The following is a 24,814-nucleotide window of genomic DNA, read 5'->3' as shown; positions in this document are numbered from 1 at the left end:
CAAATGCCCTTGATGGATGGAGACAGTCATGAATGCTTTTGGGTTGGAGCAATCCGCCGGGCCGCCGTCGAACAACGTGCTGCGCATCACGCTCGTGTGCTTCGCGGTGTCGATGATCGACGGCTTCGACACCTTGATGTTGTCGTTCGTCGCGCCCTTGCTCGCCAAGTCGCTGCAGATCGATCACGCGTCATTGGGACGCGTATTCGGCGCGGGTTTCGTCGGCACCGTGCTCGGTTCGCTGATCGTGGGCCCGCTGGCGGACCGCTTCGGGCGGCGGCCCATGCTGGTGCTTGCGTTGTGCGTGACCGGCATTTTCACGCTCGGCTGCGCGTTCGCCACTTCCGCGACGACGCTGGCCGCACTGCGCTTTATCGGCGGCCTTGGGATGGGTGGCGCGATTCCGCCGGTGGCGGCGATCACCGCCGAGAGCAGTTCGCCGCAACGCCGCTCGTCGCTGGTGATTCTGATGTTCATCGGTTTTCCGCTCGGCGCAGTGGTGGGCGGCGCGATTACCGCGGCATTGATGATGCGCTTCGGCTGGCCGTTCGTATTCGTCATGGGCGGTGCCTCCGCGCTGGTCGCATTGATTCCGGTCTTGCTGGTGATCCCGAAGCAGACCGTTTCTCGCGCGGAACAGGCCGCGGCACGACAGCGCAGCGCGGCGCATCGAACCGGTTTGCCGGGCAAGCTATTCGGCAATCTGTTTGCCGGCGGCCGCCTCGCCGCGACGTTGGCACTCTGGTTCGGTGTGCTGTCCAGCATGATTCTGTCGGGGTTTCTGGTCAGCTTCATGCCGACCATCCTGAACATGAATGGCGTGGCGCCGGCGCGTGCAGCCCTCGGTGCGGTGGTGCTGAACATCGGCGCGATCGCCGGCGCGCTGGTGATCTCCTTGCTGGTCAACAAGCGCGGACCATTCGTGCCGGTGGCGATTTCGTTTCTGTGCGGCGCGCTGTTGACGTTCGCGCTGGGGCACATCATCGGCGCGGGTAACGTCGCGTTCGCCATGCTGTTCGCGGTGGGAGCGTGTCTCGTCGGCGGACAACTGACGTTTCCGGCGATTGCGAGCTGTCTCTTTCCCGCCGACGTCCGCGCCGCCGGCATTGGTTGGGCGATGGCAATCGGACGCACCGGTTCGATCATCGGGCCGCTGGTAGGCGGCATTCTGCTGTCGCAGCATCTGCCGTTCGACACGCTGTTCATGGTCGCCGCGCTGCTCGCGGTGGGCGGTGCGCTCGGCATCGGTCTCGCGAATATGTGGCGGCCGCGCGAAGAGAGTGGACCGGCGCTCGCGTCTGCGTCTTTTGCAATCACAGGTTCGGAGTTAGGGAATGGCAAACACTGAGCGCAGCAGATCCTTGCTCACACCGCTGCAGCAACTACCCACGAGCGGCGCGCGTGCCGTGGAAGTCTTTACGAACGACGAGGGCACCTTCCTCGGCGTGCCGCAACTGGCGCTCGATGTGGCCGGTGAAGCGCCGTACATGAACGGCGGCGACAGCGACATCGATGCGCCGATTTACCGCTGGCAGGATGGCCGCTTTGTCGAGCATGAAGCGTTGCCTTTGCCGGGCGGCGAAGATCTCGCGTACTTCAAGATCGGTGGACGGCAGTTTCTCGCGACAGCCGGAATTCGAACGGGAAAGGGCCCGTACGAGCTCGATTGCGACGCAACCCTGTATGAGCGGATCGAGCGGAAATGGGTACCGTTACAGCACTTTTCGACTTTCGCCGCGAAGCAATGGTTTGCATTTTCGCTCGGTGCACGGCATTTTCTCGCGTTGGCTCAAGGGGTGGTGATTGAAGGCGTCGAGCCGAAAAATCCCCGTACGTCGCGCATTTTCGAGTGGGACGGCGAGCGCTTCGTGCCGTTTCAGACACTCGACGGACAGTGGGGTTACAACTTCGCGTTCGTCTCGTTCGGCGCCGAACACTATCTCGCGTATGCGGACCATGTCGGCGGTTCGCCGATTTATCGCTGGAACGGCGAGCGATTCGAAACGTCCCAGGTGCTCGATGAAAACGGCGGCCGCGCATTCCGTTTTTTCGAAGCGAACGGCGCGCTGTGGATGCTCCACGCGAATCTGCTTGACCACACCACGCTGTACCGATTCGACGGCTCGCAGTTCGTGGCCGTGCAGGTACTCGGAGAAGCGGGCGGACGCGAGCTGTGTCTGATCGACGGCGAGCAAGGCCTTTATCTGGTGCGCGTGTGCTTTATCACCGGCACGCCGAAAGCACCGGTCGTCGTGCCGCAATCGCAAATCTTCAAATGGCGCGAGGACCGTTTCGAACTCGTCGAGACTTTCGAGACTTCCGCTGCAACGGACGCCTGCAGTTTCATGATCGACGGGCAGCGCTATCTTGCCGTCAGCAATAGCCTGAGCGCAGACATTCGCTTTCGTATCGATTCGACGGTGTATCGCTTCAACGGTTAGCAGCTTCGTCGAACACTGACTGGCCCGGCGGCCCGCCGGGCAATCCCCCACGGGAACCGATATCCCTTCGGCACGGGAGGGCGCCGCTTTGCCTTTAAAAAATAAAACCTGGAGACGAGCAATGAAAAAGTTTGCCTTGAGCTTGAGCACGGCCGCAGCGCTGGCATTGAGCAGCCACATCGCGCATGCGCAGAGCAGTATCACGTTGTACGGCATTATCGATGCGGGGTTGACGTACTTCAGCAATCTGAACGGCCACGGCACGTTTGTCGCGAACGACGGCTCGATTCAGTCCAATCGCTGGGGATTGCGCGGCGTGGAAGACATCGGCGGCGGCACGAAAGTCGTTTTCGTTTTGGAGAACGGTTTCAATCTCTATTCGGGCACGATGGTGCAATCGGGCGTCCTGTTCAGCCGCCAGGCGTGGTTGGGACTCAGCGCGCCGAAATACGGCACATTCACGCTCGGCAAGCAATATGACTTCTTCTGGGACAACCTCACCCAGTTCGCGATGGGACAGGTTGCAGGCCAGTATGCGTGGCATCCGGGTGACTTCGATCACCTCGCCGGCACGCTGCATATCAACAATGCGCTCAAGTACACGTCACCGAACTACGGTGGATTTTCCGTGGGCGCGTTGTACGCGTTTCCTTCGCAATCTGTCACCGCGGGTACTGGCCGTGTGATCGCCTTCGGATTGCGTTATTCGAATGGCCCACTGAATCTCGGCGCGGCTTACACGGACACGCATGATCTCGGTGTGAATGCGCCGACGCAGGCCGGCACCACGCTCTTTCCCGATTTGCCCGCCGGCCCGGTGATTGCGAATAGCGTCAGTAGTTTCGGCATTGGCGGCAGTTACCGCTTCGGCCGCAGTCTCACGCGTCTGCTGTTCACGGATACGCATTTCCGTGTTCGCAACGACAGCGGCTCGATGACCACGTACGAGGCTAATGAAGTATTTCAACTCACGCCTGCCACCACGCTGATGGGCGGCTACTGGTACAGCAAACTCGAAGCGCAGAAGTGGCAGAACGTGACGGTGCTGCTCGACTATGCATTGTCCAAGCGCACCGACGTCTACACGAGCGCAACGTATCTGCGAGCGTCGGGTGGCGCGGCGCCCGTGTTTCTCGGCGGTGGTGCGGCGCCTGTGTTTGCGAATGGCGAGTATGTGAGTACTGGGCAATCGTCGACGGCGGTGCGCGTCGGCATTCGCACGTTGTTTTAGGGTTCTGTTCGATACGTTGGCCTGGTTGGCGGTCTATTCTACGATCGGGCGTCCGCGGGTCCGGTCGCAATGGCCGCAAACAACACACACGCATCGTCAGTGCTTTGAAGGCTCACGACCCCGACGCCGCTGAAGCAGCGATGCGCGACCATCTGCGTGAAATTCTGGTGTCCCTCGGGCCGGTCGCCGAGCGCGATCCCGATTGGTTCGAGCCGGACGATGAGGGACGTGTGGCGTTGACGTTCTAATTCTCAGAGAAGATCGGCTGGCTTAGACGGCGCGTGGCCGACAGTTCGCCATCAATAAAAGTCACGATCACACACTGCCGTTTTCAACGACGCGGCCTTCGGCACGCCAGCGCAGCATGCCGCCGGCAAGATTGGCAACCCGCTCGAATCCGGCCTGTCGCAGCATGACCGTGGCTTGGGCCGAGCGTCCGCCTGCCCGGCAGACCGTCACGATCGGGCGCTCCTTCGTGAGTTCAGCGGTCCGCCCGGAAAGCTCGCCCAATGAAATGAGCCTGGCTGCGGGAATGCGCCCCAACGGTCCATTAAACTCGTCAGGTTCCCGCACATCGACGATCTCGACAGCACGCAGATTTTCCTCGAGCCACTGCGCATTGATTTCCCAGATGCCCGCAAAGCTGCATGTCAGTGGCGCCCAATCGGGCTCCGTCATCTGCGCGGGGACACTTGTCGCCAGGCCGCATTTCAGGTTCGCGGGCACCGCTACGTCGATCTGCTTCGGATGCGGCAGGTGCAGGTTCTTCATGTATCCGGTGAAATCGTCTTCGCACAGTTCGCCGCCAAGGCGTGGATTGAAGCGCCGCTCCTCGCCCACACTCGTGACCGTCAAACCGCGATAATCGTGGGCCGGATAAAGCAGGCACGCGGTGGGCAGCGTGAAAATCTGGCCATGCACCGCGCGAAACATGGCGTGCGCGTCACCGCGCTGGAAATCCGTGCGGCCAGTGCCTCTGATCAACAGGCAATCGCCGGTAAACGCCATGGTCTCGTTGTCGAGCACGAGCGTGATGCATCCATCGGTATGACCCGGTGTCGCGCGTATCGTCAGATATCTCGTGCCGAACTCGATTTTGTCGCCGTGGCTCAGATAGCGGTCCGCGCCTTCGGCACCGCTCGCAGCCGAAATCGCAATCCTGCTGCCTATGCGGCGATTCAGCATCCATGCGCCGGTCACGTGATCGGCGTGGACGTGAGTGTCGATCGTATAAAGCAGATGCAATCCAAGTTCTTCGATCAGGGCGGCATCCCGGCGCACCTGCTCAAATACCGGATCGACCAGCACCGCCTCGCGCGTCGTGCTATCGGCGAGAAGATAGGTGTAGGTCGACGATTGCTGATCGAATAGCTGCCGGAAGATCAACACGATTTCGCTCCGCGGCCCGCTCCTGCGAGCGCTTAAAGTTGGCGGCCCGCGCGGCCGCCAACTGCCCTGCAGGCAGTCGAACCGGACGCAGCCCCGTTCAGAGGGCCGGGCGCATCGATGCGCCCGGACTCACATCGAGCGCCGGACTTCGCATTGCCCGGCACTCGCCGCTCCCATCAATGTTGCTTTACTTCGGTTGCGCAACGTACCGCAGATAAGGCTTCACGGTTTTGAAACCCTGCGGATATTTTTGCATGGCGGCATCGTTGGAAACGGATGTTGGAATGATGACGTCTTCACCCGGTTTCCAGTTCACCGGTGTCGCCACCGTATGTTTCGCGTTGAGCTGCAGCGCGTCGAGCAGCCGCATCACTTCGTCGAAATTGCGTCCGGCGCTCATCGGATAGACGAGCATGGCTTTGACCTTCTTGTCCGGCCCGATGAGAAACACCGAACGTACGGTCGCGTTGTCGACCGCGGTGCGCGGGCCGCCGCCGCTCGCCTCGGGGTGAATCATGTCGTAGAGCTTCGCGACCTTCAGGTCCGAATCGCCGATCAGCGGATAACCGACCTCGTGGCCTTGCGTCTCCGCGATATCCTTGACCCACTCCGTGTGGTCGCTGACGGGATCGACACTGAGCCCGATAATTTTCGTGTTGCGCTTATCGAATTCTGGCTTGAGGCCCGCCAGATAGCCGAGTTCCGTGGTGCAAACGGGAGTGAAATCCTTCGGGTGCGAAAACAGGACCGCCCAATGGTCGCCGATCCACTCGTGAAAATGGATCGTCCCTTCGGTGGTTTCCGCGGTGAAATCGGGAGCGTCTTCCCCTAGTCGAATAGACATCATTAGTCTCCATAGGTCGGGTGCACCAAGATTCGAGTGCCGCGGTCGGAGCGACGTCCACCGGGCTGCCGGAGTATTGAGTGGCGATAGGACTGGCTCGAGATCACCTCCGGCCGGTTGCACCGTACCGTGCTGGAGGACCATCTACGGGGTGCAGCAGAGTCAGAGGCTTTCCCGGATAGCCGTGATGCGGGACAGACATCGGGACGCGCTGCGGGCCGCACCTATAGCGTAGAACAAAAAAGACTTTCGCAGTTGGTAGACTGTAGGGAGAATCCGCCGACGTGGCAACAAGCTTGCTTGCACTCCGAAGAAAGGGAAATCGAACTTTGATCTGGGCGGATTGCGATCTTGTCTGGTCAAAGCCCCAGACAAACCGCCCCGGCCGCGACGATCACGCACGCGAGCCAACGCCTTCCATTGACCGCTTCCCGCAGAAACACACGCCCGATCAGCACCGCGAATACCACGCTGGTCTCTCGCAACGCCGATACCGCCCCCATCGCGCCCGACTGCATCGCCCAGATCACGATGCCATACGCCGCGATCGACACCAGGCCGCCGGCGAGCGACGAGCCGACGGCGATCGGCTCAGCCCGGACCGGCGTCCACAGCGCCGCGAGCCCGCGCATCGCGACGAACAGCACCGGCATCAGCCAATAGAACAGGAACATCCACGCGGTGTAGGCGAGCGCCTGGCCGCCGGATAAACGCACGCCGATGCCATCGATCACGGTATAGAGCGCAATCGACGCGCCGGTCGCCAGCGCGGCCAGTGCACCCGCGCGCGACACGCGACCGCCCTGCAGCGCGAGCGCGATGATGCCGCCCGATATCATCGCGATCCCGAGCGCGTGCAAGGGGCCGATCGCCTCATGCGCGAACAGTGCCGCGCCGAGCGTGACGAGCAGCGGCGACGAGCCGCGCGCGATCGGATACGCCTGGGCCAGGTCGCCACGGCGATAGGCCCGCACGAGGCTGACGTTGTAGACGATATGCACGAGCCCCGATGCGGCGATGTACGGCCAGGCCGCGCCGGCGGGCCACGGCGTGAACCAGACCACGACCGTGGCGACTGCCGCAATGGCGATGCTCATCCACGTCATGGACTGGAACCGGTCGCGGTTGCCATGCAGCATCGCGTTCCAACTCGCGTGGAGCACGGCGGCAAAGAGGACGAGACCGCCGGTATAACTGAGCATGCAGGTTCAAGGCCGGAAAGAGTGCGGGAGATCATGCTCCACGCGTGCAAGCGCCACGTGTGGGCGCGAGATGTCAGCGAACTGAACTGGAAAATGCCTTCCAGGTCCGCTCGCCGGCTCGTGATCGCCCACGCTAGGATCGGCGGCACAACAAGAAGAATATCTATCTTGTAGAGGTCCAGCAAACCAGATAAATTGAGGATTCGCGTTAGATAAACTCTTTCGAATGAAACGGATCCTGCCTCCGCTCAATGCACTGCGCGCCTTCGAGGCCGCAGGCCGGCTCGGCAGCTTCAAGGAAGCCGCCGCGGAACTGCACGTGACTCATGGTGCGGTGAGCCAGCACGTGCGCGCGCTCGAAGAGTGGCTCGGCGCATCGTTGTTCGAACGACACAACCGCCGCGTCGCGCTGACACCGGCGGCGAAGGCCTATCTGGCGGAAATCGGTCCTTTGTTCGAGCAGCTCTCGCAAGCAACCGCCAGATATGGTTTCCCCGAAACGGTCTCCCGGACACTGTCCGTGAATGCGCCCGCGACATTCACATTGCGCTGGCTGGTGCCGAGACTGGCGAGATTCCGCGCCGCGCATCCCGATGTTGACGTCAAGGTGGAGACGTCGAACGAGTCGTTGGAGAGTCTGAAAGAGACCTACGACGTCATCGTCCGGGGTGGACCGGATACGTTCTATGGCTACTCGATGCGGCCTTTCCTGTCCGAGGAGCGAATCCCGGTCTGCAGTCCGGCGCTCTTGCAGCAACTGCCGCTTCGAACGCCGGACGATTTGCGGCAGCACACGTTGCTGCATACATCGAGTCTTCCGCGGGTTTGGCCGGACTGGCTGGCGAGCGCCAGGATTCCCGCGCTCAGCCCAACTGCCGCTCTTACTTTCGACCACTTCTATCTGACGTTGCAAGCGGCCATCGACGGAATAGGCATCGCGATGGGGCCGACTGCGCTGATAGCCGACGATCTCGCGGCCGGCCGGCTCGTCGCGCCGTTCGCAGGTCCACGTCTGCCGTCGCGGAGCTATTGCACTTACGTTCCGGATGGGAAGTCGGCGGATGAGTTAGTGGTGCTGTTCCGTTCGTGGCTCGAACGCGAAGGGGTGCGCTCACAAACGGAGACGGCCCCTTAGACGCGGGCTCACCGCAACCTCGCGATGTCCAAACTGGCCATCCACGCACAACGTTCTCTCACACCAGGTCCACGTTTTTTACGAATCTCCCCGCTCTCTTAACAGTGCGTTTACGCGGAGTTTCCTAAATTCGATGGTGCGGAAGTCCGATGTGGGAGGCCACGCCATGGATCTGCTTTACGTCATTGCAATCGTTGCATTCAGCGGCCTCGTCGCCGCGTTCGTGGTTGGCTGCGACAAGCTTCGTCGCGCGCCGGGAGGCCGTCCATGACTACCTGGATGACCTGGCTTGCGGCGGCCTCGACGCTGATTCTGTTCGCCTACCTCGTCTACGCCTTGCTGCGCGCGGAGGCACTCGAATGAACTTCAACAACCTGTTTCAGCCCGGCGTTTTCATCGTCGTGCTGATCGCGCTCGCTATCCCACTCAGCCGCTACATGACGGCGGTGCTTGACGGTTCGTCGATCGTCGTTCGCCGCATTGGACGGCCGATCGAAACAGCGGTGTACAAGCTGGCCGGTGTGGATCCCGCGGCTGAGATGTCGTGGAAGTATTACGCGCTAGCCGTGCTGGTGTTCAACACGCTCGGCGTGCTCGCGGTCTATGCTTTTTTGCGCATCCAGCAATGGCTGCCCGCCAATCCGCAAGGCTTCGGTCCCATGACGCCGGACGCCGCCTTCAACACGGCAATCAGCTTCGTGACCAACACGAACTGGCAGGACTACACGCCGGAATCCACCGTCAGCTATCTGACGCAGATGGCGGCTCTGACGGTGCAAAACTTCTTGTCGGCTGCCACGGGTATCGCCGTCGTGGTCGCGTTGATTCGCGGTTTTGCACGTCATACGACAGCAACGATCGGCAACTTCTGGGTCGATCTGACGCGTATCACGCTCTATATTCTCGCACCGCTCGCGACGGTGATCGCGCTCGTCTTCGTCAGTCAGGGCGTGATCCAGAACTTCGAATCGTACCAGGACGTGCCGACCCTGCAGGTCACGACGTACCAGACGCCGAAGACCGATGCCCAGGGCAACGCCGTCAAGGACGCGAAGGGCAATCCCGTGATGGTGGACAACAAGGCCGACAAGCAGACCATCGCGATGGGTCCGGTTGCGTCGCAGGAAGCGATCAAGATGCTCGGCACCAACGGCGGCGGTTTTTTCAACGGCAATTCGGCGCACCCGTACGAGAACCCGACGCCGTTCGCCAACTTCGTGCAGATGATCGCGATGCTGTTGATTCCGGCTGCGTTGTGCCTCGTGTTCGGCCGGATGGTCGGCGATCGGCGTCAAGGCTTTGCGGTACTCGCCGCGATGACGATTGCTTTCGCGGTGGCCTGCTGGGGTGAGATTGCATCGGAGCAGAGCGGCAATCCGCTGTATTCGACGCTGCATGTCGACCAAAGCGCGTCGGTCACGCAGTCCGGCGGCAACATGGAAGGCAAGGAAACCCGCTTCGGCATCGCGCAATCGGGCATCTTCACGGTCGCGACCACGGCGGCTTCGTGCGGCGCGGTCCTCAATACGCACGATTCGCTCACGCCGATGGGCGGCTTCGTCCCGCTGCTGCTGATCGAACTCGGCGAGGTGATTTTCGGCGGTGTCGGCTCGGGCCTCTACGGCATGCTCGTGTTCGCGTTGCTGGCGGTGTTCGTGGCTGGGTTGATGATCGGGCGAACGCCCGAATACATCGGCAAGAAAATCGAGTCGTACGAGATGAAGATGGTGTCGATTGCCGTGCTGCTGACGCCGCTGCTCGTGCTGGTCGGTGCGTCGATCGGCGTGCTGGCGGCTGCCGGCACGGCGGGTATCTCCAATCCCGGGCCGCACGGCTTCTCCGAGGTTCTCTACGCCTACAGTTCCGCGGCCAATAACAACGGCAGTGCGTTTGCCGGCTTGTCGGTGAATACGCCGTTCTATAACTCCACGCTGGCCATCGCCATGTGGTTCGGCCGCTTCGGCTCGATTGTGCCGGTGCTGGCGATCGCCGGCTCGCTGGCCGCCAAGAAGCGTATCTCCGCGACCGCCGGGACCTTGCCGACACACGGCCCATTGTTCGTCGTGCTGCTGCTCGGCACGGTGGTGCTGGTTGGCGCGCTGACGTATGTGCCGGCGCTCGCGCTCGGCCCCGTCGTCGAGCATCTGATCATGGTCGCGGGACATTGACTGAGAGGACAGCATGAGCAACGGATTTCAACCCCCGGTTCACCAGCCTGGCAACATCGGCCAGGCGCGCAATGCCGCGCGTTCGATGTTCGACCCGGTCATTGCCCGGCCGGCCCTCGTCGACTCGTTCAAGAAGCTCGCGCCACGTCACCAGTTGCGCAATCCGGTGATGTTCTGCGTGTACGTGGGCAGCATTCTTACGACCATTCTCTGGATCGCCGCGCTCGGCGGGCAGGCCGAGGCGCCCGCCGGGTTCATCCTCGCGATTGCGTTGTGGCTGTGGTTCACGGTGCTGTTCGCCAACTTCGCGGAAGCGCTCGCCGAGGGACGCTCGAAAGCCCAGGCCGCGTCGCTGCGCGGCGCGAAGCGCGACGTCATGGCGAAGAAGTTGCAAGACTCCCATCCCAAGTCGCCGATCCGCATCACGACCGCGACCGATCTGCGCAAAGGCGACGTCGTGCTGGTCGAAACCGGCGACGTGATCCCGGCGGACGGCGAGGTGATCGAAGGCGTGGCATCGGTCGACGAATCGGCGATTACCGGCGAATCCGCGCCGGTGATCCGCGAGTCGGGCGGCGACTTTTCGTCGGTGACGGGCGGCACGCGCGTGCTGTCGGACTGGATTGTCGTGCGGGTCAGCGTGAATCCGGGCGAGGCGTTTCTCGACCGGATGATCGCGATGGTGGAAGGCGCAAAGCGTCAGAAGACGCCGAACGAAATCGCCCTGACGATTCTGCTCGTCGCGTTGACGCTCGTGCTGCTGTTCGCGACCGCCACGCTGCTGCCGTTCTCGATGTTTTCGGTCGAAGCGGCGAAAGCGGGACATGTCGTTACGATTACCGCACTGGTGGCGCTGTTGGTGTGCCTGATTCCGACCACGATCGGCGGGCTGTTGTCGGCGATCGGCGTGGCGGGCATGAGCCGCATGATGCAGGCGAACGTGATCGCCACTTCAGGGCGCGCGGTGGAAGCGGCCGGCGACGTCGACGTGCTGTTGCTCGACAAGACCGGCACTATCACGCTCGGCAACCGCCAGGCGTCGGCTTTCACGCCGGCGCCGGGCGTCACTGAGGAAATGCTCGCCGACGCCGCGCAACTGTCCTCGCTCGCGGACGAAACGCCAGAAGGGCGCAGCATCGTCGTGCTCGCGAAGCAGCGCTTCAATATCCGTGAGCGCGATATGCACGCGCTGCAGGCGACGTTCCTTTCGTTCAGCGCGCAGTCGCGCATGAGCGGCGTCGATTTGCCCGACCGCCAGATTCGCAAGGGCGCGGCCGATGCGATCAAGCATTTCGTCGAGACTCATGGCGGCCGCTTTCCGGCCGAACTGACGGCCGCGGTCACGGAAATCGCGCGGCGCGGCAGCACGCCGCTGGTGGTCGCGCAGTTGGGCCAGGGCGAGAGCGTCGCACGTTGCATGGGCGTGATCGAGTTGAAGGACATCGTCAAGGGTGGCATCAAGGAGCGTTTTGCCGAACTGCGCAAGATGGGCATCAAGACCATCATGGTGACGGGCGACAACCGGCTGACGGCGGCGGCCATCGCCGCCGAAGCGGGGGTGGACGACTTTCTAGCGGAGGTCACGCCCGAGGCCAAGCTGACGACGATTCGCACGCACCAGGCCGAAGGGCGCCTCGTCGCGATGACCGGCGACGGCACCAACGACGCGCCGGCGCTCGCGCAGGCGGATGTGGCGGTGGCCATGAACACCGGCACCCAGGCGGCGAAGGAAGCCGGCAACATGGTCGACCTCGATTCCAATCCGACCAAGCTGATCGAGATCGTGGAGATCGGCAAGCAGATGCTGATGACCCGCGGCTCGCTCACCACGTTCTCGATTGCCAACGACGTCGCCAAGTATTTCGCCATCATCCCGGCGGCATTTGCCACCACTTATCCGCAGTTGCGCGTGCTCGACGTGATGCATCTGAGTTCGCCTTCGTCGGCGATTCTGTCGGCGGTGATTTTCAACGCGCTGATCATCGTCGCGCTGATTCCGCTTGCGCTCAAGGGCGTGAAATACCGGCCGCTGGGCGCCGCGTCGCTGTTGCGCCGCAATCTTCTGATCTACGGGCTGGGCGGGATTCTGCTGCCGTTCCCGTTCATCAAGCTGATCGATATGGTGCTGAACCTGTTCGGCTGGGTTTGACCACAACGGAGTGGACCTCATGAAAACGCTGATTCGCCCGGTACTCGTCCTCTTCATCCTGATGACCGTGATCACGGGCGTGGTCTATCCGGTCGTCGTCACGGCCCTGGGCCGCGGCGCCTTCGCGGCACAGGCCAGCGGCAGTCTGATCGAGAAGAACGGCAAGCCGGTCGGCTCGAAACTGATCGGTCAGCAGTTCGACGCGCCGTACTATTTCTGGGGACGCCTGTCGGCCACCAGCCCCATGCCGTACAACGCGCAGAGTTCGGGCGGCTCGAACCTCGGGCCGACCAACCCCGCGCTCGCGGACGAAATCAAAGGCCGTCTCGATGCCTTGAAAGCCGCGGGTAACGACATGTCGCAACCGGTGCCGGTGGATCTGGTGACGTCCTCGGGCAGCGGGCTCGACCCGCAAATCAGCCCGGCGGCCGCAGCCTATCAGGTCGCACGTGTGGCGAAAGCGCGAGGCCTGCCGGTCGATCAGGTTCGCGATCTTGTCGCCAGCAATACGCAGGGGCGGCAGTTCGGCATTTTCGGCGAGGCGCGCGTGAACGTGCTTCAGCTCAACCTTGCGCTGGACGACATGAAGCCCATGCATTGATGTCGACGCTCGCGGCCTCCATGAGGGACCCCACCATAACAGTCGTCGTGATAGACGATGACACCACCATAAGCCGCTTCATTCGCACGCACCTCGAAGCGGACGGGATGAGCGTGTTCGGAGCGCAGACCGGCGCACAAGGTCTCGCGCAGGCCGCGACACGGCGCGCGGATCTCGTCATCATCGATCTGGCCTTGCCTGACATGGACGGCATCGACGTGATCCGTCAGTTGCGCGCCTGGTCGGCGATGCCGGTGATCGTTTTGTCGGCGCGCAGCCGCGAGGAAGACAAGGTCGCCGCGCTCGATGCCGGCGCCGACGACTATCTGACCAAGCCGTTTGGATTGCCCGAGCTAGGCGCACGGATTCGTGCCCATTTGCGCCGACAGGCCGCATGCGGGCGGGCCGGCTCGCCACAGGTCCGGTTCGGCCTGGTCACGGTTGATCTTGGCGAGCGGCAAGTGCTGCGCGATAGCCGTATCGTCCATCTCAGTCCAATCGAATACCGGCTTCTCTCGGCGCTGGTGCGTCATCCGGGGCGGGTATTGACGCATGCGCAACTGCTCGGCGAGGTATGGGGTCCGTTGCAAACCGATAACCACCATTACCTGCGGATCTACATGGGACATTTGCGCCACAAGCTCGAAAGCGATCCGGCGCGCCCCGAACACATCATCACCGAGTCGGGCGTGGGGTACCGGCTGGTCGGCGTGAGGTGAATTTCACACAATATTTATGGCATCGCCAGCAATCGTTGCGCGGTCTTTATCGCGGACTTCGTATAGTGGGTGACTGGCTTTGCGCTGCAAAGAGATGAAGAGATCTATTGGAGTCGATATGGCATTCAAACAAACACAGGGTCGCGTGACCGTCGGGTTCGGCGTCTGACTTCCATGACACCCTCAAGACCCGCGATGGTATTCAGGGGGCTGTGCAAGGTGGTGGCCATCGCCTTCGTCACGAACCAGATTCTCACGACCATTTTCACGTATGTCGTGCAGCAACTCGATTCCGCGCCACCGCATCAAGCCGTTTGGCTTTTCAGCTGTGTGACGTGCGGGATGGTGACGTTATGGCTGCAGGCCGACGCGCGGCGCGCATTCGGCTTCGCGCGCGAGAAGGGATTCGTGAAGAAGGGCGCCGAGGGCATGCAGGAGTTGCAGATCGCGGACGACTGCCCGAAGCGGTGGCTCGTCATCCTGCATATCGAATTGAACCCCACGGCGATACAGGCCTAGCGGAGGCGGCACGTCGGGTTGGCCGTATCCGTGTAATTGCGCCCAAAAGCCTAGTACTTTTACACCGTATTAACGTGGCTTTAGCTAAGCTGAAAGCGATACCGGCTTCCAGGAGTTCTGGATGATACGAATGCTGATCCCCGTCCTCGACCACGGCGGTGCAGTCGAAGCAGCCCGCTATGCCGCGTTTATGTTTCTCGAGCACGGCGTAACGGAAGTCGAATTACTGGAAGTTCTCGAGCCCGTCGCACAAGGACGCGCAGCCGCTTTCCACACTCGAAGCTCACTGGTACGCCACGAGAAGCATGCCATGCTGAAGGCTTTGATCGACGCTCGAACCATTCTCGAAGAAGCAGGGGTGCCGTACCGCTGGAAGCGGGTCTTTGGTCACCGCGCCAAAGCGATTGCTGACTATGCAGCCACGACCCGGCCTGACGTCATGGTGATCGACGCCAGTCATATGGGTTTTTTCCGCCGGCTTGCCATGCTCGCTTCGTTATCGAGGCGAACGGTTACGCCGGTGACAATGGTTCACTGAAAAGGATCATCTCCTCCGCTAGCCTTGCGCCGAACCTCCGCTTTCATCAAGCCACTGAACGATGTTACGCACCGTATCGCCATAGAAGGTGCGATATAGCTCCTTCGATACATAGCCGACATGAGGCGTCGCAAGCACGTTGGGCAACTCGCGCAGAGGGTGCGGATTGTCGAGCGGTTCAACGTCGTATACATCCAGTGCTGCGCCGGCAATCTGGCCGGTCGTGAGTGCCGTAAGCAGCGCGACCTGGTCGACGATCGGACCTCTGGACGTATTGATCAGCCGGCTCGTGGGTTTCATCTGTGCGAATTCCGTCGCGCCGACCAAACCTTGGGTTCGCTCGCTAAGCCGCACGTGGATCGACAAGAAATCCGCCGTGGAGAACATCACATCCCTGCTGACTCGCTGCACGCCCTTTTCCACGGCGCGCTCCTCGGTCAGGTTCTGGCTCCACGCGATGACGTTCATTCTGAATGCACGCCCGATGATGCCGACCGCCGAGCCGACGCGGCCAAGACCCAGCAATCCGAGCGTCTTGCCCGCGAGTTCATCGCCAAGCGAAAGCTGCCAGCCTCCCTGACGCAGTGACTGATTCTCGAGGGGAATATTGCGGGCCATCGCGAGAATCAACGCCCACGTCAGCTCGATCGTCGGCGTGGAGGAATAGCCCGTATGACGAATTTCGATGCCGCGTTCCGCAGCCGCATCCTGATCGATCGACGTATTCCCTGCGCCGGTCGAGGCAATCAGCTTGAGGTTTGGCAGGCTTTCGATGACCTCGCGGGGCAACGGTGTGCGTTCCCGCATCACGCATACGACGTCGAAAGGCTGCAGGCGTTGAATCAACTTCCCGATATCAGCGACGTGGTCGTTGAACACCGTCAGGTCCGCGCGGCTTTCAAGGGCCGACCAGTCTGCCATGCTCAGCGCGACGTTCTGATAGTCGTCGAGGATCGCGACCTTGATGGGGGATTTGGCGTTCATATTGCGCACTCCGGGAATTGAAACGCTTAGTACTGTGATCTGAACTTTCGAACTGAATGCTATGAAACCCGGCCGACGACGTAAATCAATAACTCGCGACGCCACCCATCGCGAACCGCGATGGCGCAGTCGGTGAGTTATCAGGCCATGCGCGGCGCTGGAAGAAACTTTGAGTGCTGGCGGTCCTCACGAGTCATTCTCATGATGCGCTTCGAGGTGATCGACCAGCATGCGTGCGGGAAGCGGCAGGGTGTCAAAATTGCGCGCAATGATGGACAGCGGCCGCAGCGACCACGGTTCGTCGAGCTCAACGACGCGAAACGGCGCCGAATGCATATAAGGTGTCACGCTTCCCTTGGGCAGCACGCCAATGCCGAGTCCCGCGCTGACCATGTTGCGCACGCCCTCGAAGCTTGTCACCTCGATGCGCACGCGTAGCCGGCTGCCGTCACGCTCGGCGGCGGCGCGGCACAATTTGGAAATGGACGTCCCGTAGGGCATGCTGACGAAGTCGTCCTCCAGCGCTTGCGCGAAGCTCACGCTTGCGCGCCCGGCGAGCGGATGATCCGACGGCACGATCACGACCAGCTTATCCACCCTGTACGGGCGCCACTGCAGATCGCCGAGGGAGTCCTCGGTCGCCGAGCAGATGCCGAGATCGGCGACGCCGCTTGCGATCGCCTGCACCACCTCATCGCTCGACTTCTCGACCATGTCGATCCGCACGTTTGGATTGGCGCGTAGAAAGGAACGCAGCACGCCGGGCAGATACTGAACCATGGCGGTAAAGTTCACGTAAATCCGGGTATGGCCCCTCAATCCCGCCGAATACTCAGACAGTTCATCCGAAATTTGCTGCAGGTGCTCGCTCAGCCGCTTCGCGTGATGATAGAGCGCCTCGCCCGCAGGCGTCGCTTGAACCCCGCGGCTGTGCCGGTATAAGAGCGGCGTGCCGGCGTCGTCTTCGAGATCCGATACGCGCTTACTGACGGCCGATGCCACGATGTGCGTGCGGGCCGCCGCCGCGGCGATGCTGCCCTCCTCGATGACCGCCACGAAAATGCGCAGGGACTCCATGTCGAGTCGCAACGGCCGATCTGCTGAAACACGCATCCTCACTCCTTCGGGTGGAATATCCGGTCGGTTGGCACCCATCGCATTTGACGATGCCTGCATTGAACATTGGGAAGTTTTCAAGCCGCCCGGCAACCGGCATCCTATGTGTCATACAGATCGATCCTCGCAGGACCAGATCAAGACGCGGGACCGGCAGCGTGCAGCGCGATTTTATGTCGAGGGAGGCGGCGTTGTTCTGGCCGCCGCCGGTGGAACATGGTACACCGCCGCTCAATTGCACGATATGTTGCAGCGCCGCGCGTACCGGCGCTGCGAGACCGGAACACCTGACAAAACTCGGTTGAAAATATGAAGGAGACGAGAGATGGAACACAAACAGCTAGCGATGGGCTCGCAAACGCACTGGTACGACGGTCTCACGGCGATGCACTGGCGTGTACTGAAAGCTAGCTTCCTCGGCTGGATTTTCGACGGCTACGAGGCGCTGGCGCTCGTCGTTGTTCTTGGACCGATGCTGCATTCAGTGTTGTCGCCTGAGCAAGCCGCCTCCCCCACGACTTACGCCGGTCTGGTAATCGGCATCACGTTGCTCGGCTGGGGAGCGGGCGGTCTGATCGGCGGGATTCTCGCGGACTATGTCGGACGCAAGCGGATGATGCTCTGGTCCGTATTTCTCTATGCGTTGTTTTCGGGGTTGACTGCGTTCTCGCAAACCTTCTGGGTGCTGTGCGGGCTGCGGTTCCTTACCGGCCTCGCAATGGGCAGCGAATGGAGCACGGGCGTCGCGCTGCTGTCGGAAACCTGGCCGGAGCGGGCTCGCGCGAAAGGGGCCGGCTTCCTGCAATCGGGCTTCGGTTGGGGCACGCTGATCGCGGCGGTCGTATGGTATGCGCTTTCGTCGACACATCCATTCGGCGCCGAAACCTGGCGGCTGATGTTCGTGCTTGGCGCAGTCCCGGCGCTCTTTGTGCTGTACATTCGCCGCGGGGTCAGTGAGTCGGAGAAATGGCAACGCGCGGTGCGCGAGAAGCGCTGGAGCGCGACGAGCAACGAGCAGGCCGCGGGCGACGCAACCGCATCCGAGAAGCGGCCCTTCACGCTCACGCAACTGTTCAATGAACCCGAAGCGCTGCGCCGCACGCTGCTCCTGCTCGTGCTGTCGATCGTCACGACCGTCGGCTGGTGGGCCATTTCAAGCTGGCTGCCGACCTTCACCGTGTCGCTCGCCAAAGCCGAGGGGATTCCCGACGCGTTGTCGTGGGGCTCGAAGATATCGATTGCTTACACCGTCGGCGCGATTGCGGCCTACATGATCGCCGGTTTCGTGGTGGATGCCATCGGACGGCGGGCCTTCCTGTCACTCACGTTCGTCGGTTCGCTGATTACGACGTTCGTCACGTACAAGCTGACCACAAGCGTCGAAGCGATGATGATCGTGGCGCCGATCAATGGTTTCTTCACGTTGGGCTGCGCTTATGTCTGGATGGCGATCTACCCGTGTGAACTCTTCGGTTCCAGCGTGCGTTCCACTGCGATCAGCTTCGTGTTCAATGCGGCGCGCCTGATCGCGTGGGTCTTCCCGATCATCGCGGGCAGCATGATCAAATCGTTTGGTGGCGTGTCGCAGGCGGCGTTGGCGCTCGGCTCCGTGTATTTGATCGGCATCGTGCTGCCCTGGTTCTTGCCCGAGACGCGTGGCGCGGGGATGCCGGACTGAGACCGCGATTTTTTCACGCGAATCAGGACGTCATGAAAATCCTTTAAGCATTTTGGATGCCGAACTTTATTTTGGAGATTTAAAAGATGCCTCAAAGCTTTCGCATTGGACAGATCGTTCCAAGCTCGAATACGACCATGGAAACCGAGATTCCGGCCATGTTTCGTGCCCGTGAAGCCATTCGCCCCGAGCGGTTCACTTTCCATTCGAGCCGGATGAGAATGCACAAGGTCACGAAGGAAGAATTGGTCGCGATGAACAAGGAGGGCTTGCGCTGCGCGGCGGAACTTGCCGACGCTCGTGTCGATGTCATGAGCACGGCTTGCCTGGTCGCGATCATGGCGATGGGGCCCGGCTATCACCGTGAAACTGAACGTGATCTGTTGGAGGTTGCGCGCGCCAATCATTGCCTCGCGCCAGTCATGACCTCCGCGGGCGCTTTGGTGGAAGGTCTGAAAATCATGGGCGCTCGTCGCATTTCGCTGATGGCACCGTATATGCGCCCGTTGACTGACCTGGTTGTCGCTTACATCGAAAACGAAGGAATCGAGGTGATCGATTCCCTCTGCTTTGAAATTCCCGACAACCTCGAAGTCGGTCTGCGCGATCCGATGCAACTGGTCGACGACGTGCGGCGCCTGAACACGGAAGGTGCTGACGTCGTGGTGGCGTCCGCATGCGTCCAGATGCCTTCATTGCCGGCGATTCAGCGCATCGAAGACATGTTGGGAATCCGCACCGTCTCGACCGCGGTATGCACCGTGCGGCGCATGCTGGATCATCTCAAGCTCGAGCCGATCGTCCCCGGCGCGGGAGCGTTGCTTTCCGGCGCGTGATTGGCGCCACAGCCCATTTCAGCTACGAGCCATCGCTTTTCCTACATGGTCGACGAACGCTCTGACCTTGGCAGAATGCCGTCGCTCCTGTGGGCTCACCAGGTGGATCGGAATAGGGATCGCTTCCCAATCCGGCAATATCCGTTGCACTTCGCCACTGGCTAGTTCGTCATCGAACAGCCAGTTCGGCGAATATCCAATACCCATGCCCGCGAGAACTGACGCTCGCATGACTTCACTGCTGTTGGTTTGGAGATTACCTTCGACCCGCACGATGCGGGTGGTTCCCACCGGCTCCGCCGCGCCGGGGCCTGCCGTAAAACTCCACGCGTTGCGCATCGCCAGTTCGGTGTAGACGATGCAGTTGTGATCGACCAGGTCGTCGGGAACGCGCGGCGCCTTCGTGCCCTTCGGCAGCGAACGCACGTAGTTGCGATGCGCCATCAACATCCGGTAGGAAGTCCCCACGCGACGCGCGATCAGGCTGCTGTCCGGCAGGTCGCCGAGGCGCACCGCGACGTCGATCCCCTGTTCCACGAGATCGATAAAACTGTCGCTAAGGCGCAGGTCGATCTTCACGGCCGGATGCTCCGCCAGAAAAGACTGAACCAGCGGCATGAGCTTGAGACGCCCGAAGCCGACCGAAGCCGCGATCCGCAGCCAGCCCGTCAGTTGCTGCTCGCCGCGTCGCAGCGCACCCTCAGCCTCCGCGATTTCCGCGACCAGGCGCCGCGCCTGTTCGAAATAGCGTTCACCTTCTTCCGTCAGTGCCAGTGAACGCGTGGTTCGCGTCAGCAGCCGCGCGCCCAGCTCGCGCTCGAGAGCCGCGACCTGTTTGCTCACTGCGCTTTGCGTCGTGTCGGCCTCGTGTGCGACCGCGGAAAAACTGCCCGCTTCCACCACGCGCACGAAAGTCTTCATTGCCTGCAGCTTGTCCATTTTGCTCAATATATTCCTGCATGGAATCAGTTATATGAGCATACACCGTCTATATCGCCCGCCAGGAATCATTCAAAGTTCAGTCATCGCAAACGCGATTGGAAGCAACCCAACTCAAGGAGCACTGACATGAACTCACCCGTCGTCCTTATCACTGGCGCTCTGACCGGTATCGGCCGCGCCACCGCTCTTGCCTTCGCTCGCGAAGGAAACCGCGTGGTCGTCAGCGGCCGTCGCGAAGAGGCAGGCCAGGCGCTGGCCGCCGAACTGCGCGCGCTTGGCGCTGAAGCCGAATTCCTGCGCGCCGATGTGCGCTTCGAGGCCGAAGTGCGCAGCGTCGTCGAGCAGACCGTCGAACGTTTCGGGCGCATCGACGTGGCGGTCAACAACGCCGGCACGGAAGGTCAACTGGCGCCGATCGTCGAGCAGACAGCGACTAACTACGAAGACACGTTCTCGGTCAACGTGCTCGGCACGCTGCTGTCGCTCAAGCACGAGATGCGCGTGATGCTGGCGCAGGGCGCCGGCTCGATCATCAACCTCTCGTCGATCGCGGGTCAGGTCGGCTTCGCGGGTGCGTCGGTGTACGCGGCCAGCAAGCATGCGGTCGAAGGCCTCACGAAGAGCGCGGCGCTCGAAGGCGCTGCCGCAGGCGTGCGCGTCAACGCCGTGGCGCCGGGCCCAGTCGCCACCGAAATGCTCGACCGCTTTGCCGGCGGCACCGAGGAGGGCAAGGCCGGTTTCCTCGCGACGATACCGGCGCGCCGCGCCGCGACGCCGGACGAGATCGCTCAGACCATCGTCTTTCTTGCGAGCGATAAGGCGCGCTACCTCACCGGACAGAACATTGCAGTCGACGGCGCCTACACGGCGCAATAACACGCGATTTTTTCCTATCTTTTCTACTCAGGAGCCTCACCATGACCACCATCAATGTCCCGACGCGCGACGAAGTGTCCCCGGCTAACCAGGCGATCTTCGACAAGCTCAAGAGCAGTCTCGGCACTGTGCCCAACCTGTATGCCACGTTCGCTCATTCGGAGCACGCGCTCGGCAACTACCTTGCGTTCCAGAACGCGAAGAGCAGCATCACCGGCAAGGCGCGCGAAATCGTGAACCTCGTCGTGAGCCAGGTCAACGGCTGCGAATACTGTCTGGCCGCGCATACCGTGATCGGCAAGATGAGCGGCTTTACCGACGAACAGATTCTCGAAATTCGCAGTGGCAAGGCAAGTTTCGATGCGAAGTTCGACGCGCTCGCACGGTTGGTGAAGAACATCGCGGTTAACCGTGGGCACGCCGATCAGGCGCTCGTCGATGCGTTCTTCGCTGCGGGCTGGACCAAGGCCAATCTGGTCGACACGATCGTCGTGATCGGCGACAAGACCGTCACTAACCATCTACACGCAACGACGCACGTACCGGTGGACTTCCCCGCCGCGCCGCAACTCGTCGTGTGATGGTTACAGCCGGGCAGGGCGCGGAGTTCATGCGATGTCCGCGTCGTCCGGCTGATTGAAGTTGTCCTGAATCGGAGGATGTGATGTCTCAAACTGAACATTTCGACACCGTTATTCTCGGCAGCGGCCAGGGTGGCAAGCTACTGGCGTGGCACCTGGGGCGATCGGGCCAGCGGGTGGCCGTCGTCGAGCGTCAATGGGTGGGCGGCTCGTGCCCGGCCGTCGCGTGTCTTCCCAGCAAGAACGAAATCTGGAGCGCACGTGTTGCGCATCTTGCGCAACATGCCGGGGACTTCGGCACGATCACCGGCCCAGTCGCGGTCGATATGGCGAAGGTCCGCGAGCGCAAGCGCGGCATGATCGAACGTGAGGTTGCGTTTCACCTGCAGGCGTATGCGGCGAGCGGCGCGGAGCTGATCATGGGCAGCGGACGTTTCGTTGCGCCGAAAACCCTCGAGGTGCAACTGAACAATGGCGAAACGCGCACGCTGAGCGGCGACCAGATTGTCGTCAATGTCGGATCGCATGCGGCTATTCCGGACGTTCCGGGTCTGAGTGCGGCGCAACCGCTCACGCATATCGGTGCTCTGGACCTCGACTACACACCGGCTCATCTGATCGTGTTCGGCGGCGGCTATACCGGTATCGAAATGGCTCAGGCGTATCGGCGCTTCGGCAGCCGGGTGACGATCGTCGAACACGGGCAGCAATTGATGGGACGCGAAGACGCCGACGTCGCCGATGAGATGTCGCGCGTGCTGAGCGGCGAGGGCATCGACATCGTGCTCGGCGCCGAGACGCTCAACGTGGAAGGCCAATCCGGCAAGCACGTTGGCATCACCGTGCGCACGGCCGCCGGTGAGCAGACGATCGAAGGCAGCGACATTCTGGTCGCCACGGGCCGCATTCCGAATACCGCCGGTATCGGATTGGACAAAGCCGGTATTGCACTGGACGAACGTGGCTACATTCGCGTCAATGACCGCCTGCAAGCGAGTGCGCCCGGCGTGTGGGCGATCGGTGAAGTGGCCGGGAGTCCGCAGTTCACGCATGTTTCCGTCGACGATTTCCGCATCGTGCGGGATAACCTGGCAGGCGGCCATCGCAGCACGCGTGATCGTCTTGTGCCGTACACGATGTTCAGCGATCCGCCGCTCGCGCACGTCGGGCTCAGCGAACGCGAAGCACAGAAGCAGGACATTGCCGTGCGGGTCGCGAAGCTGCCGATGAGCAACGTGTTGCGTACCGAAGCCACGGACGAGACGCAAGGCTTCATGAAAGTGCTCGTGTCCGCCGCCGACGACCGCATTCTCGGCTTCACGATGATCGGCTCGGAAGCCGGCGAGGTGATGGCCGCGATGCAGACGGCGATACTGGCGGAACTGCCCTATCCGAAGCTGCGCGATGCGGTGATCACGCACCTGACTTTCGCCGAAGGCTTCGGCCCGCTGTTGGCGAACGTGCCGCCGCGAGCGACGGTGCAGTGAGCCAGCCGACGCGGGCACCGGCTACTCGTCGGTGCCCGCGTCACGCGACTTGATCGATACCGCTTGACGGCGTATTCCCGACGGGAATGACAGCTATTGCCCGGTGGTCCCTTCTGCGTCACCCCGACTCGCGCGATCATTCCTCCGTCCCAATCTGGATATCCCAAGGATGAAGCAATGAACCAACTCTTTTCACCCATCTCCGTTGGCCCGTTCGAACTGAAACACCGCGTCGTACTGGCGCCGCTGACGCGCATGCGCACTGAAGCGGGCAACGTTCCCGGCGATCTGATGGTCGAGTACTATTCGCAGCGCGCATCCGATGGCGGTTTGCTGATCACCGACGCGACCGCTGTCTCGCCGCTGGGCATCGCGTATGTCGACGCTCCCGGCATTTACACGCAGGCGCAGGTCGACGGCTGGAAGCGCGTCACCCATGCGGTGCACGCCAAGGGCGCCCGCATCTTTCTGCAGCTATGGCATGCCGGCCGGCAGGCGCATCCCGCCAACACGAACGGACAGGCGCCCATCGCGCCGTCGGCGATTCGTGCATATGAACATGCTGCAATCCGCGACGAACAGGGCAATATCGTCGAAGTCGAGCAACTCGTTCCGCGAGCGCTGGACACGCACGAGATTGCAGACGTCGTCGAGCAGTTTCGACAGGGCGCTGCGCGTGCGAAGGAAGCCGGTTTCGACGGCGTCGAACTGCATGCGGCGAACGGCTATCTGATCGATCAATTCCTGCTGGATGGTTCGAACCATCGGACGGACGCTTACGGCGGCTCGATTGAGAATCGAGCGCGTTTTCTGTTCGAGGTCGTGGAGGCGGTCGTATCGGTGTGGGGTGCGGGGCGCGTTGCCGCACGTCTATCGCCAAGCGGTGCGTACGGGACCATGTCCGATAGCGATCCGCACGCGACCTTCGGCTATGTGGCGAGCCGGCTCAACAGCTACGACCTCGCTTACCTGCACGTGATCGAGCCGCGCATTCGCGGCAATGAAGATACCGAGGCGAGCGAGTCCGCTGTCTCATCGAAGGATCTGGGCCGGCTGTTCACTGGCACGATTGTGGCCGCCGGCGGATTCAATGCTGAAAGCGCCGAGCAGATTCTTCATACGGGCGACGCCGATCTGGTCGCCTTCGGCCGGATGTTCGTCTCCAATCCGGACCTGCCGGAGCGTTTGCGTACGGGTGCGCCTCTCAATGCTTACGACCGTTCCACGTTTTATGGCGGCGATGGGCGTGGCTACATCGACTACAGTACGCACAGCGCAGCGGCCACGGCCTGAACACGGGCATCCATCGACGCTGCTTCAAGGCGCTGGCCGTTGAACCGACGGCCGTCCCCCAGCATGCGACACGCGAACCACGATG

Annotated in this window: 24 protein-coding genes; 18 read left to right on the top strand and 6 right to left on the bottom strand. The window is 61.8% G+C overall.

Features of this window, described 5'->3' with window-relative positions; genetic code table 11:
- Positions 1-28 precede the first annotated feature (28 nt).
- The 4 genes from PQR42_RS06820 (at position 29) to PQR42_RS06805 (ending at position 3,920) form a co-directional block, all read left to right on the top strand.
- Positions 29-1,348, top strand: coding sequence for an MFS transporter (locus PQR42_RS06820; protein WP_408204598.1), 1,320 nt, complete (start codon positions 29-31; stop codon positions 1,346-1,348).
- Positions 1,335-2,441 (top strand): hypothetical protein, encoded by a 1,107-nt coding sequence (locus PQR42_RS06815; RefSeq protein ID WP_408383379.1) that lies wholly within the window; start codon positions 1,335-1,337, stop codon positions 2,439-2,441. The genes PQR42_RS06820 and PQR42_RS06815 overlap by 14 nt, the downstream gene beginning before the upstream one ends.
- Before the next feature lie 121 nt (positions 2,442-2,562).
- Positions 2,563-3,672 carry a porin gene (locus PQR42_RS06810; RefSeq protein WP_408383381.1) on the top strand — a complete coding sequence of 370 codons (1,110 nt, stop codon included), beginning with the start codon at positions 2,563-2,565 and terminating at the stop codon, positions 3,670-3,672.
- The gene (locus tag PQR42_RS06805) at positions 3,630-3,920 is read left to right on the top strand and encodes an FCD domain-containing protein (protein ID WP_408493613.1); all 291 of its coding nucleotides are present in this window, start codon (positions 3,630-3,632) and stop codon (positions 3,918-3,920) included. Before PQR42_RS06810 ends, PQR42_RS06805 begins: the two co-directional genes overlap by 43 nt.
- 67 nt (positions 3,921-3,987) lie before the next feature.
- Here the strand turns inward: PQR42_RS06805 and PQR42_RS06800 are convergent, their stop codons facing one another.
- The 3 genes from PQR42_RS06800 to PQR42_RS06790 all read right to left on the bottom strand — a co-directional run bounded on the left by PQR42_RS06800 (position 3,988) and on the right by PQR42_RS06790 (position 7,107).
- Positions 3,988-5,058, bottom strand: coding sequence for a rhodanese-like domain-containing protein (locus PQR42_RS06800; protein ID WP_408204788.1), 1,071 nt, complete (start codon positions 5,056-5,058; stop codon positions 3,988-3,990).
- Between the two features lie 190 nt (positions 5,059-5,248).
- A complete protein-coding gene (locus PQR42_RS06795; RefSeq protein WP_408204789.1) occupies positions 5,249-5,905 on the bottom strand; it encodes a peroxiredoxin in 657 nt (218 codons plus the stop codon).
- A 359-nt stretch (positions 5,906-6,264) separates the two neighbouring features.
- Positions 6,265-7,107: an EamA family transporter gene (locus tag PQR42_RS06790; RefSeq protein WP_408383383.1), complete on the bottom strand. Its 843-nt coding sequence runs from the start codon at positions 7,105-7,107 to the stop codon at positions 6,265-6,267.
- Positions 7,108-7,333: 226 nt separating this feature from the next.
- Here PQR42_RS06790 and gcvA point away from each other — a divergent pair, with 226 nt between their 5' ends.
- The 8 genes from gcvA (at position 7,334) to PQR42_RS06750 (ending at position 14,936) form a co-directional block, all read left to right on the top strand.
- Complete coding sequence (gcvA, locus tag PQR42_RS06785; RefSeq protein ID WP_408383385.1) at positions 7,334-8,242, top strand: transcriptional regulator GcvA; 909 nt, start codon at positions 7,334-7,336, stop codon at positions 8,240-8,242.
- Positions 8,243-8,509: 267 nt separating this feature from the next.
- On the top strand, positions 8,510-8,605 hold the full coding sequence (kdpF, locus tag PQR42_RS06780) for a K(+)-transporting ATPase subunit F (protein WP_028193906.1): 96 nt from the start codon (positions 8,510-8,512) through the stop codon (positions 8,603-8,605).
- The gene (gene kdpA / locus PQR42_RS06775; RefSeq protein WP_408383387.1) at positions 8,602-10,410 is read left to right on the top strand and encodes a potassium-transporting ATPase subunit KdpA; all 1,809 of its coding nucleotides are present in this window, start codon (positions 8,602-8,604) and stop codon (positions 10,408-10,410) included. Before kdpF ends, kdpA begins: the two co-directional genes overlap by 4 nt.
- An 85-nt stretch (positions 10,411-10,495) precedes the next feature.
- A complete protein-coding gene (gene kdpB, locus PQR42_RS06770; protein ID WP_408383672.1) occupies positions 10,496-12,559 on the top strand; it encodes a potassium-transporting ATPase subunit KdpB in 2,064 nt (687 codons plus the stop codon).
- Between the two features lie 19 nt (positions 12,560-12,578).
- A complete protein-coding gene (gene kdpC, locus PQR42_RS06765) occupies positions 12,579-13,160 on the top strand; it encodes a potassium-transporting ATPase subunit KdpC (protein WP_408383389.1) in 582 nt (193 codons plus the stop codon).
- Between the two features lie 20 nt (positions 13,161-13,180).
- A complete protein-coding gene (locus PQR42_RS06760) occupies positions 13,181-13,879 on the top strand; it encodes a response regulator (RefSeq protein ID WP_408383391.1) in 699 nt (232 codons plus the stop codon).
- A 174-nt stretch (positions 13,880-14,053) separates the two neighbouring features.
- Positions 14,054-14,398 carry a hypothetical protein gene (locus PQR42_RS06755; RefSeq protein ID WP_408204606.1) on the top strand — a complete coding sequence of 115 codons (345 nt, stop codon included), beginning with the start codon at positions 14,054-14,056 and terminating at the stop codon, positions 14,396-14,398.
- Positions 14,399-14,519: 121 nt separating this feature from the next.
- On the top strand, positions 14,520-14,936 hold the full coding sequence (locus tag PQR42_RS06750) for a universal stress protein (RefSeq protein WP_408204607.1): 417 nt from the start codon (positions 14,520-14,522) through the stop codon (positions 14,934-14,936).
- A gap of 18 nt (positions 14,937-14,954) precedes the next feature.
- On the opposite strand, the gene PQR42_RS06745 is transcribed toward PQR42_RS06750, so the two are convergent.
- Both PQR42_RS06745 and PQR42_RS06740 read right to left on the bottom strand, forming a co-directional pair.
- A complete protein-coding gene (locus PQR42_RS06745) occupies positions 14,955-15,920 on the bottom strand; it encodes a D-2-hydroxyacid dehydrogenase family protein (protein ID WP_408383394.1) in 966 nt (321 codons plus the stop codon).
- 186 nt (positions 15,921-16,106) lie between these two features.
- Positions 16,107-17,129, bottom strand: a complete 1,023-nt coding sequence (locus PQR42_RS06740; RefSeq protein WP_408204609.1) for a LysR family transcriptional regulator — start codon at positions 17,127-17,129, stop codon at positions 16,107-16,109.
- Between the two features lie 232 nt (positions 17,130-17,361).
- Here PQR42_RS06740 and PQR42_RS06735 point away from each other — a divergent pair, with 232 nt between their 5' ends.
- Both PQR42_RS06735 and PQR42_RS06730 read left to right on the top strand, forming a co-directional pair.
- Positions 17,362-18,714: an MFS transporter gene (locus PQR42_RS06735; protein ID WP_408383396.1), complete on the top strand. Its 1,353-nt coding sequence runs from the start codon at positions 17,362-17,364 to the stop codon at positions 18,712-18,714.
- Between the two features lie 86 nt (positions 18,715-18,800).
- Positions 18,801-19,550 carry a maleate cis-trans isomerase family protein gene (locus PQR42_RS06730; protein WP_408204611.1) on the top strand — a complete coding sequence of 250 codons (750 nt, stop codon included), beginning with the start codon at positions 18,801-18,803 and terminating at the stop codon, positions 19,548-19,550.
- 18 nt (positions 19,551-19,568) lie between these two features.
- Here PQR42_RS06730 and PQR42_RS06725 read toward each other — a convergent pair whose 3' ends face one another.
- Positions 19,569-20,489: a LysR family transcriptional regulator gene (locus tag PQR42_RS06725; protein WP_408383398.1), complete on the bottom strand. Its 921-nt coding sequence runs from the start codon at positions 20,487-20,489 to the stop codon at positions 19,569-19,571.
- 129 nt (positions 20,490-20,618) lie between these two features.
- Between PQR42_RS06725 and PQR42_RS06720 the strand changes: the two genes are divergently transcribed.
- The 4 genes from PQR42_RS06720 (at position 20,619) to PQR42_RS06705 (ending at position 24,729) form a co-directional block, all read left to right on the top strand.
- On the top strand, positions 20,619-21,368 hold the full coding sequence (locus PQR42_RS06720) for an SDR family NAD(P)-dependent oxidoreductase (protein ID WP_408493595.1): 750 nt from the start codon (positions 20,619-20,621) through the stop codon (positions 21,366-21,368).
- A 41-nt stretch (positions 21,369-21,409) separates the two neighbouring features.
- Positions 21,410-21,949, top strand: a complete 540-nt coding sequence (locus PQR42_RS06715) for a carboxymuconolactone decarboxylase family protein (RefSeq protein WP_408383402.1) — start codon at positions 21,410-21,412, stop codon at positions 21,947-21,949.
- Positions 21,950-22,032: 83 nt separating this feature from the next.
- Positions 22,033-23,436: a mercuric reductase gene (locus tag PQR42_RS06710; RefSeq protein WP_408383404.1), complete on the top strand. Its 1,404-nt coding sequence runs from the start codon at positions 22,033-22,035 to the stop codon at positions 23,434-23,436.
- A gap of 177 nt (positions 23,437-23,613) precedes the next feature.
- Positions 23,614-24,729, top strand: a complete 1,116-nt coding sequence (locus PQR42_RS06705) for an alkene reductase (RefSeq protein WP_408383405.1) — start codon at positions 23,614-23,616, stop codon at positions 24,727-24,729.
- The last annotated feature ends 85 nt before the right edge of the window (positions 24,730-24,814 follow it).

This window comes from Paraburkholderia sediminicola (assembly GCF_046027355.1).
Taxonomy (GTDB): domain Bacteria; phylum Pseudomonadota; class Gammaproteobacteria; order Burkholderiales; family Burkholderiaceae; genus Paraburkholderia; species Paraburkholderia sediminicola_B.
This window is presented reverse-complemented; position numbering and strand designations above follow the sequence as displayed.

Bases quoted from the DNA above. Each gene is read 5' to 3' on its own strand.
- PQR42_RS06720 (WP_408493595.1), top strand. From the start codon at position 20,619: ATGAACTCACCCGTCGTCCTTATCACTGGCGCTCTGACCGGTATCGGC.
- kdpC (WP_408383389.1), top strand. From the start codon at position 12,579: ATGAAAACGCTGATTCGCCCGGTACTCGTCCTCTTCATCCTGATGACC.
- PQR42_RS06750 (WP_408204607.1), top strand. From the start codon at position 14,520: ATGATACGAATGCTGATCCCCGTCCTCGACCACGGCGGTGCAGTCGAA.
- kdpA (WP_408383387.1), top strand. From the start codon at position 8,602: ATGAACTTCAACAACCTGTTTCAGCCCGGCGTTTTCATCGTCGTGCTG.
- PQR42_RS06710 (WP_408383404.1), top strand. From the start codon at position 22,033: ATGTCTCAAACTGAACATTTCGACACCGTTATTCTCGGCAGCGGCCAG.
- kdpB (WP_408383672.1), top strand. From the start codon at position 10,496: ATGTTCGACCCGGTCATTGCCCGGCCGGCCCTCGTCGACTCGTTCAAG.
- PQR42_RS06760 (WP_408383391.1), top strand. From the start codon at position 13,181: ATGAGGGACCCCACCATAACAGTCGTCGTGATAGACGATGACACCACC.
- PQR42_RS06790 (WP_408383383.1), bottom strand. From the start codon at position 7,107: ATGCTCAGTTATACCGGCGGTCTCGTCCTCTTTGCCGCCGTGCTCCAC.
- PQR42_RS06705 (WP_408383405.1), top strand. From the start codon at position 23,614: ATGAACCAACTCTTTTCACCCATCTCCGTTGGCCCGTTCGAACTGAAA.
- PQR42_RS06820 (WP_408204598.1), top strand. From the start codon at position 29: ATGAATGCTTTTGGGTTGGAGCAATCCGCCGGGCCGCCGTCGAACAAC.
- PQR42_RS06735 (WP_408383396.1), top strand. From the start codon at position 17,362: ATGGAACACAAACAGCTAGCGATGGGCTCGCAAACGCACTGGTACGAC.
- PQR42_RS06725 (WP_408383398.1), bottom strand. From the start codon at position 20,489: ATGGACAAGCTGCAGGCAATGAAGACTTTCGTGCGCGTGGTGGAAGCG.
- PQR42_RS06730 (WP_408204611.1), top strand. From the start codon at position 18,801: ATGCCTCAAAGCTTTCGCATTGGACAGATCGTTCCAAGCTCGAATACG.
- PQR42_RS06810 (WP_408383381.1), top strand. From the start codon at position 2,563: ATGAAAAAGTTTGCCTTGAGCTTGAGCACGGCCGCAGCGCTGGCATTG.
- PQR42_RS06755 (WP_408204606.1), top strand. From the start codon at position 14,054: ATGACACCCTCAAGACCCGCGATGGTATTCAGGGGGCTGTGCAAGGTG.
- PQR42_RS06715 (WP_408383402.1), top strand. From the start codon at position 21,410: ATGACCACCATCAATGTCCCGACGCGCGACGAAGTGTCCCCGGCTAAC.
- PQR42_RS06815 (WP_408383379.1), top strand. From the start codon at position 1,335: ATGGCAAACACTGAGCGCAGCAGATCCTTGCTCACACCGCTGCAGCAA.
- kdpF (WP_028193906.1), top strand. From the start codon at position 8,510: ATGACTACCTGGATGACCTGGCTTGCGGCGGCCTCGACGCTGATTCTG.
- PQR42_RS06795 (WP_408204789.1), bottom strand. From the start codon at position 5,905: ATGTCTATTCGACTAGGGGAAGACGCTCCCGATTTCACCGCGGAAACC.
- PQR42_RS06745 (WP_408383394.1), bottom strand. From the start codon at position 15,920: ATGAACGCCAAATCCCCCATCAAGGTCGCGATCCTCGACGACTATCAG.
- gcvA (WP_408383385.1), top strand. From the start codon at position 7,334: ATGAAACGGATCCTGCCTCCGCTCAATGCACTGCGCGCCTTCGAGGCC.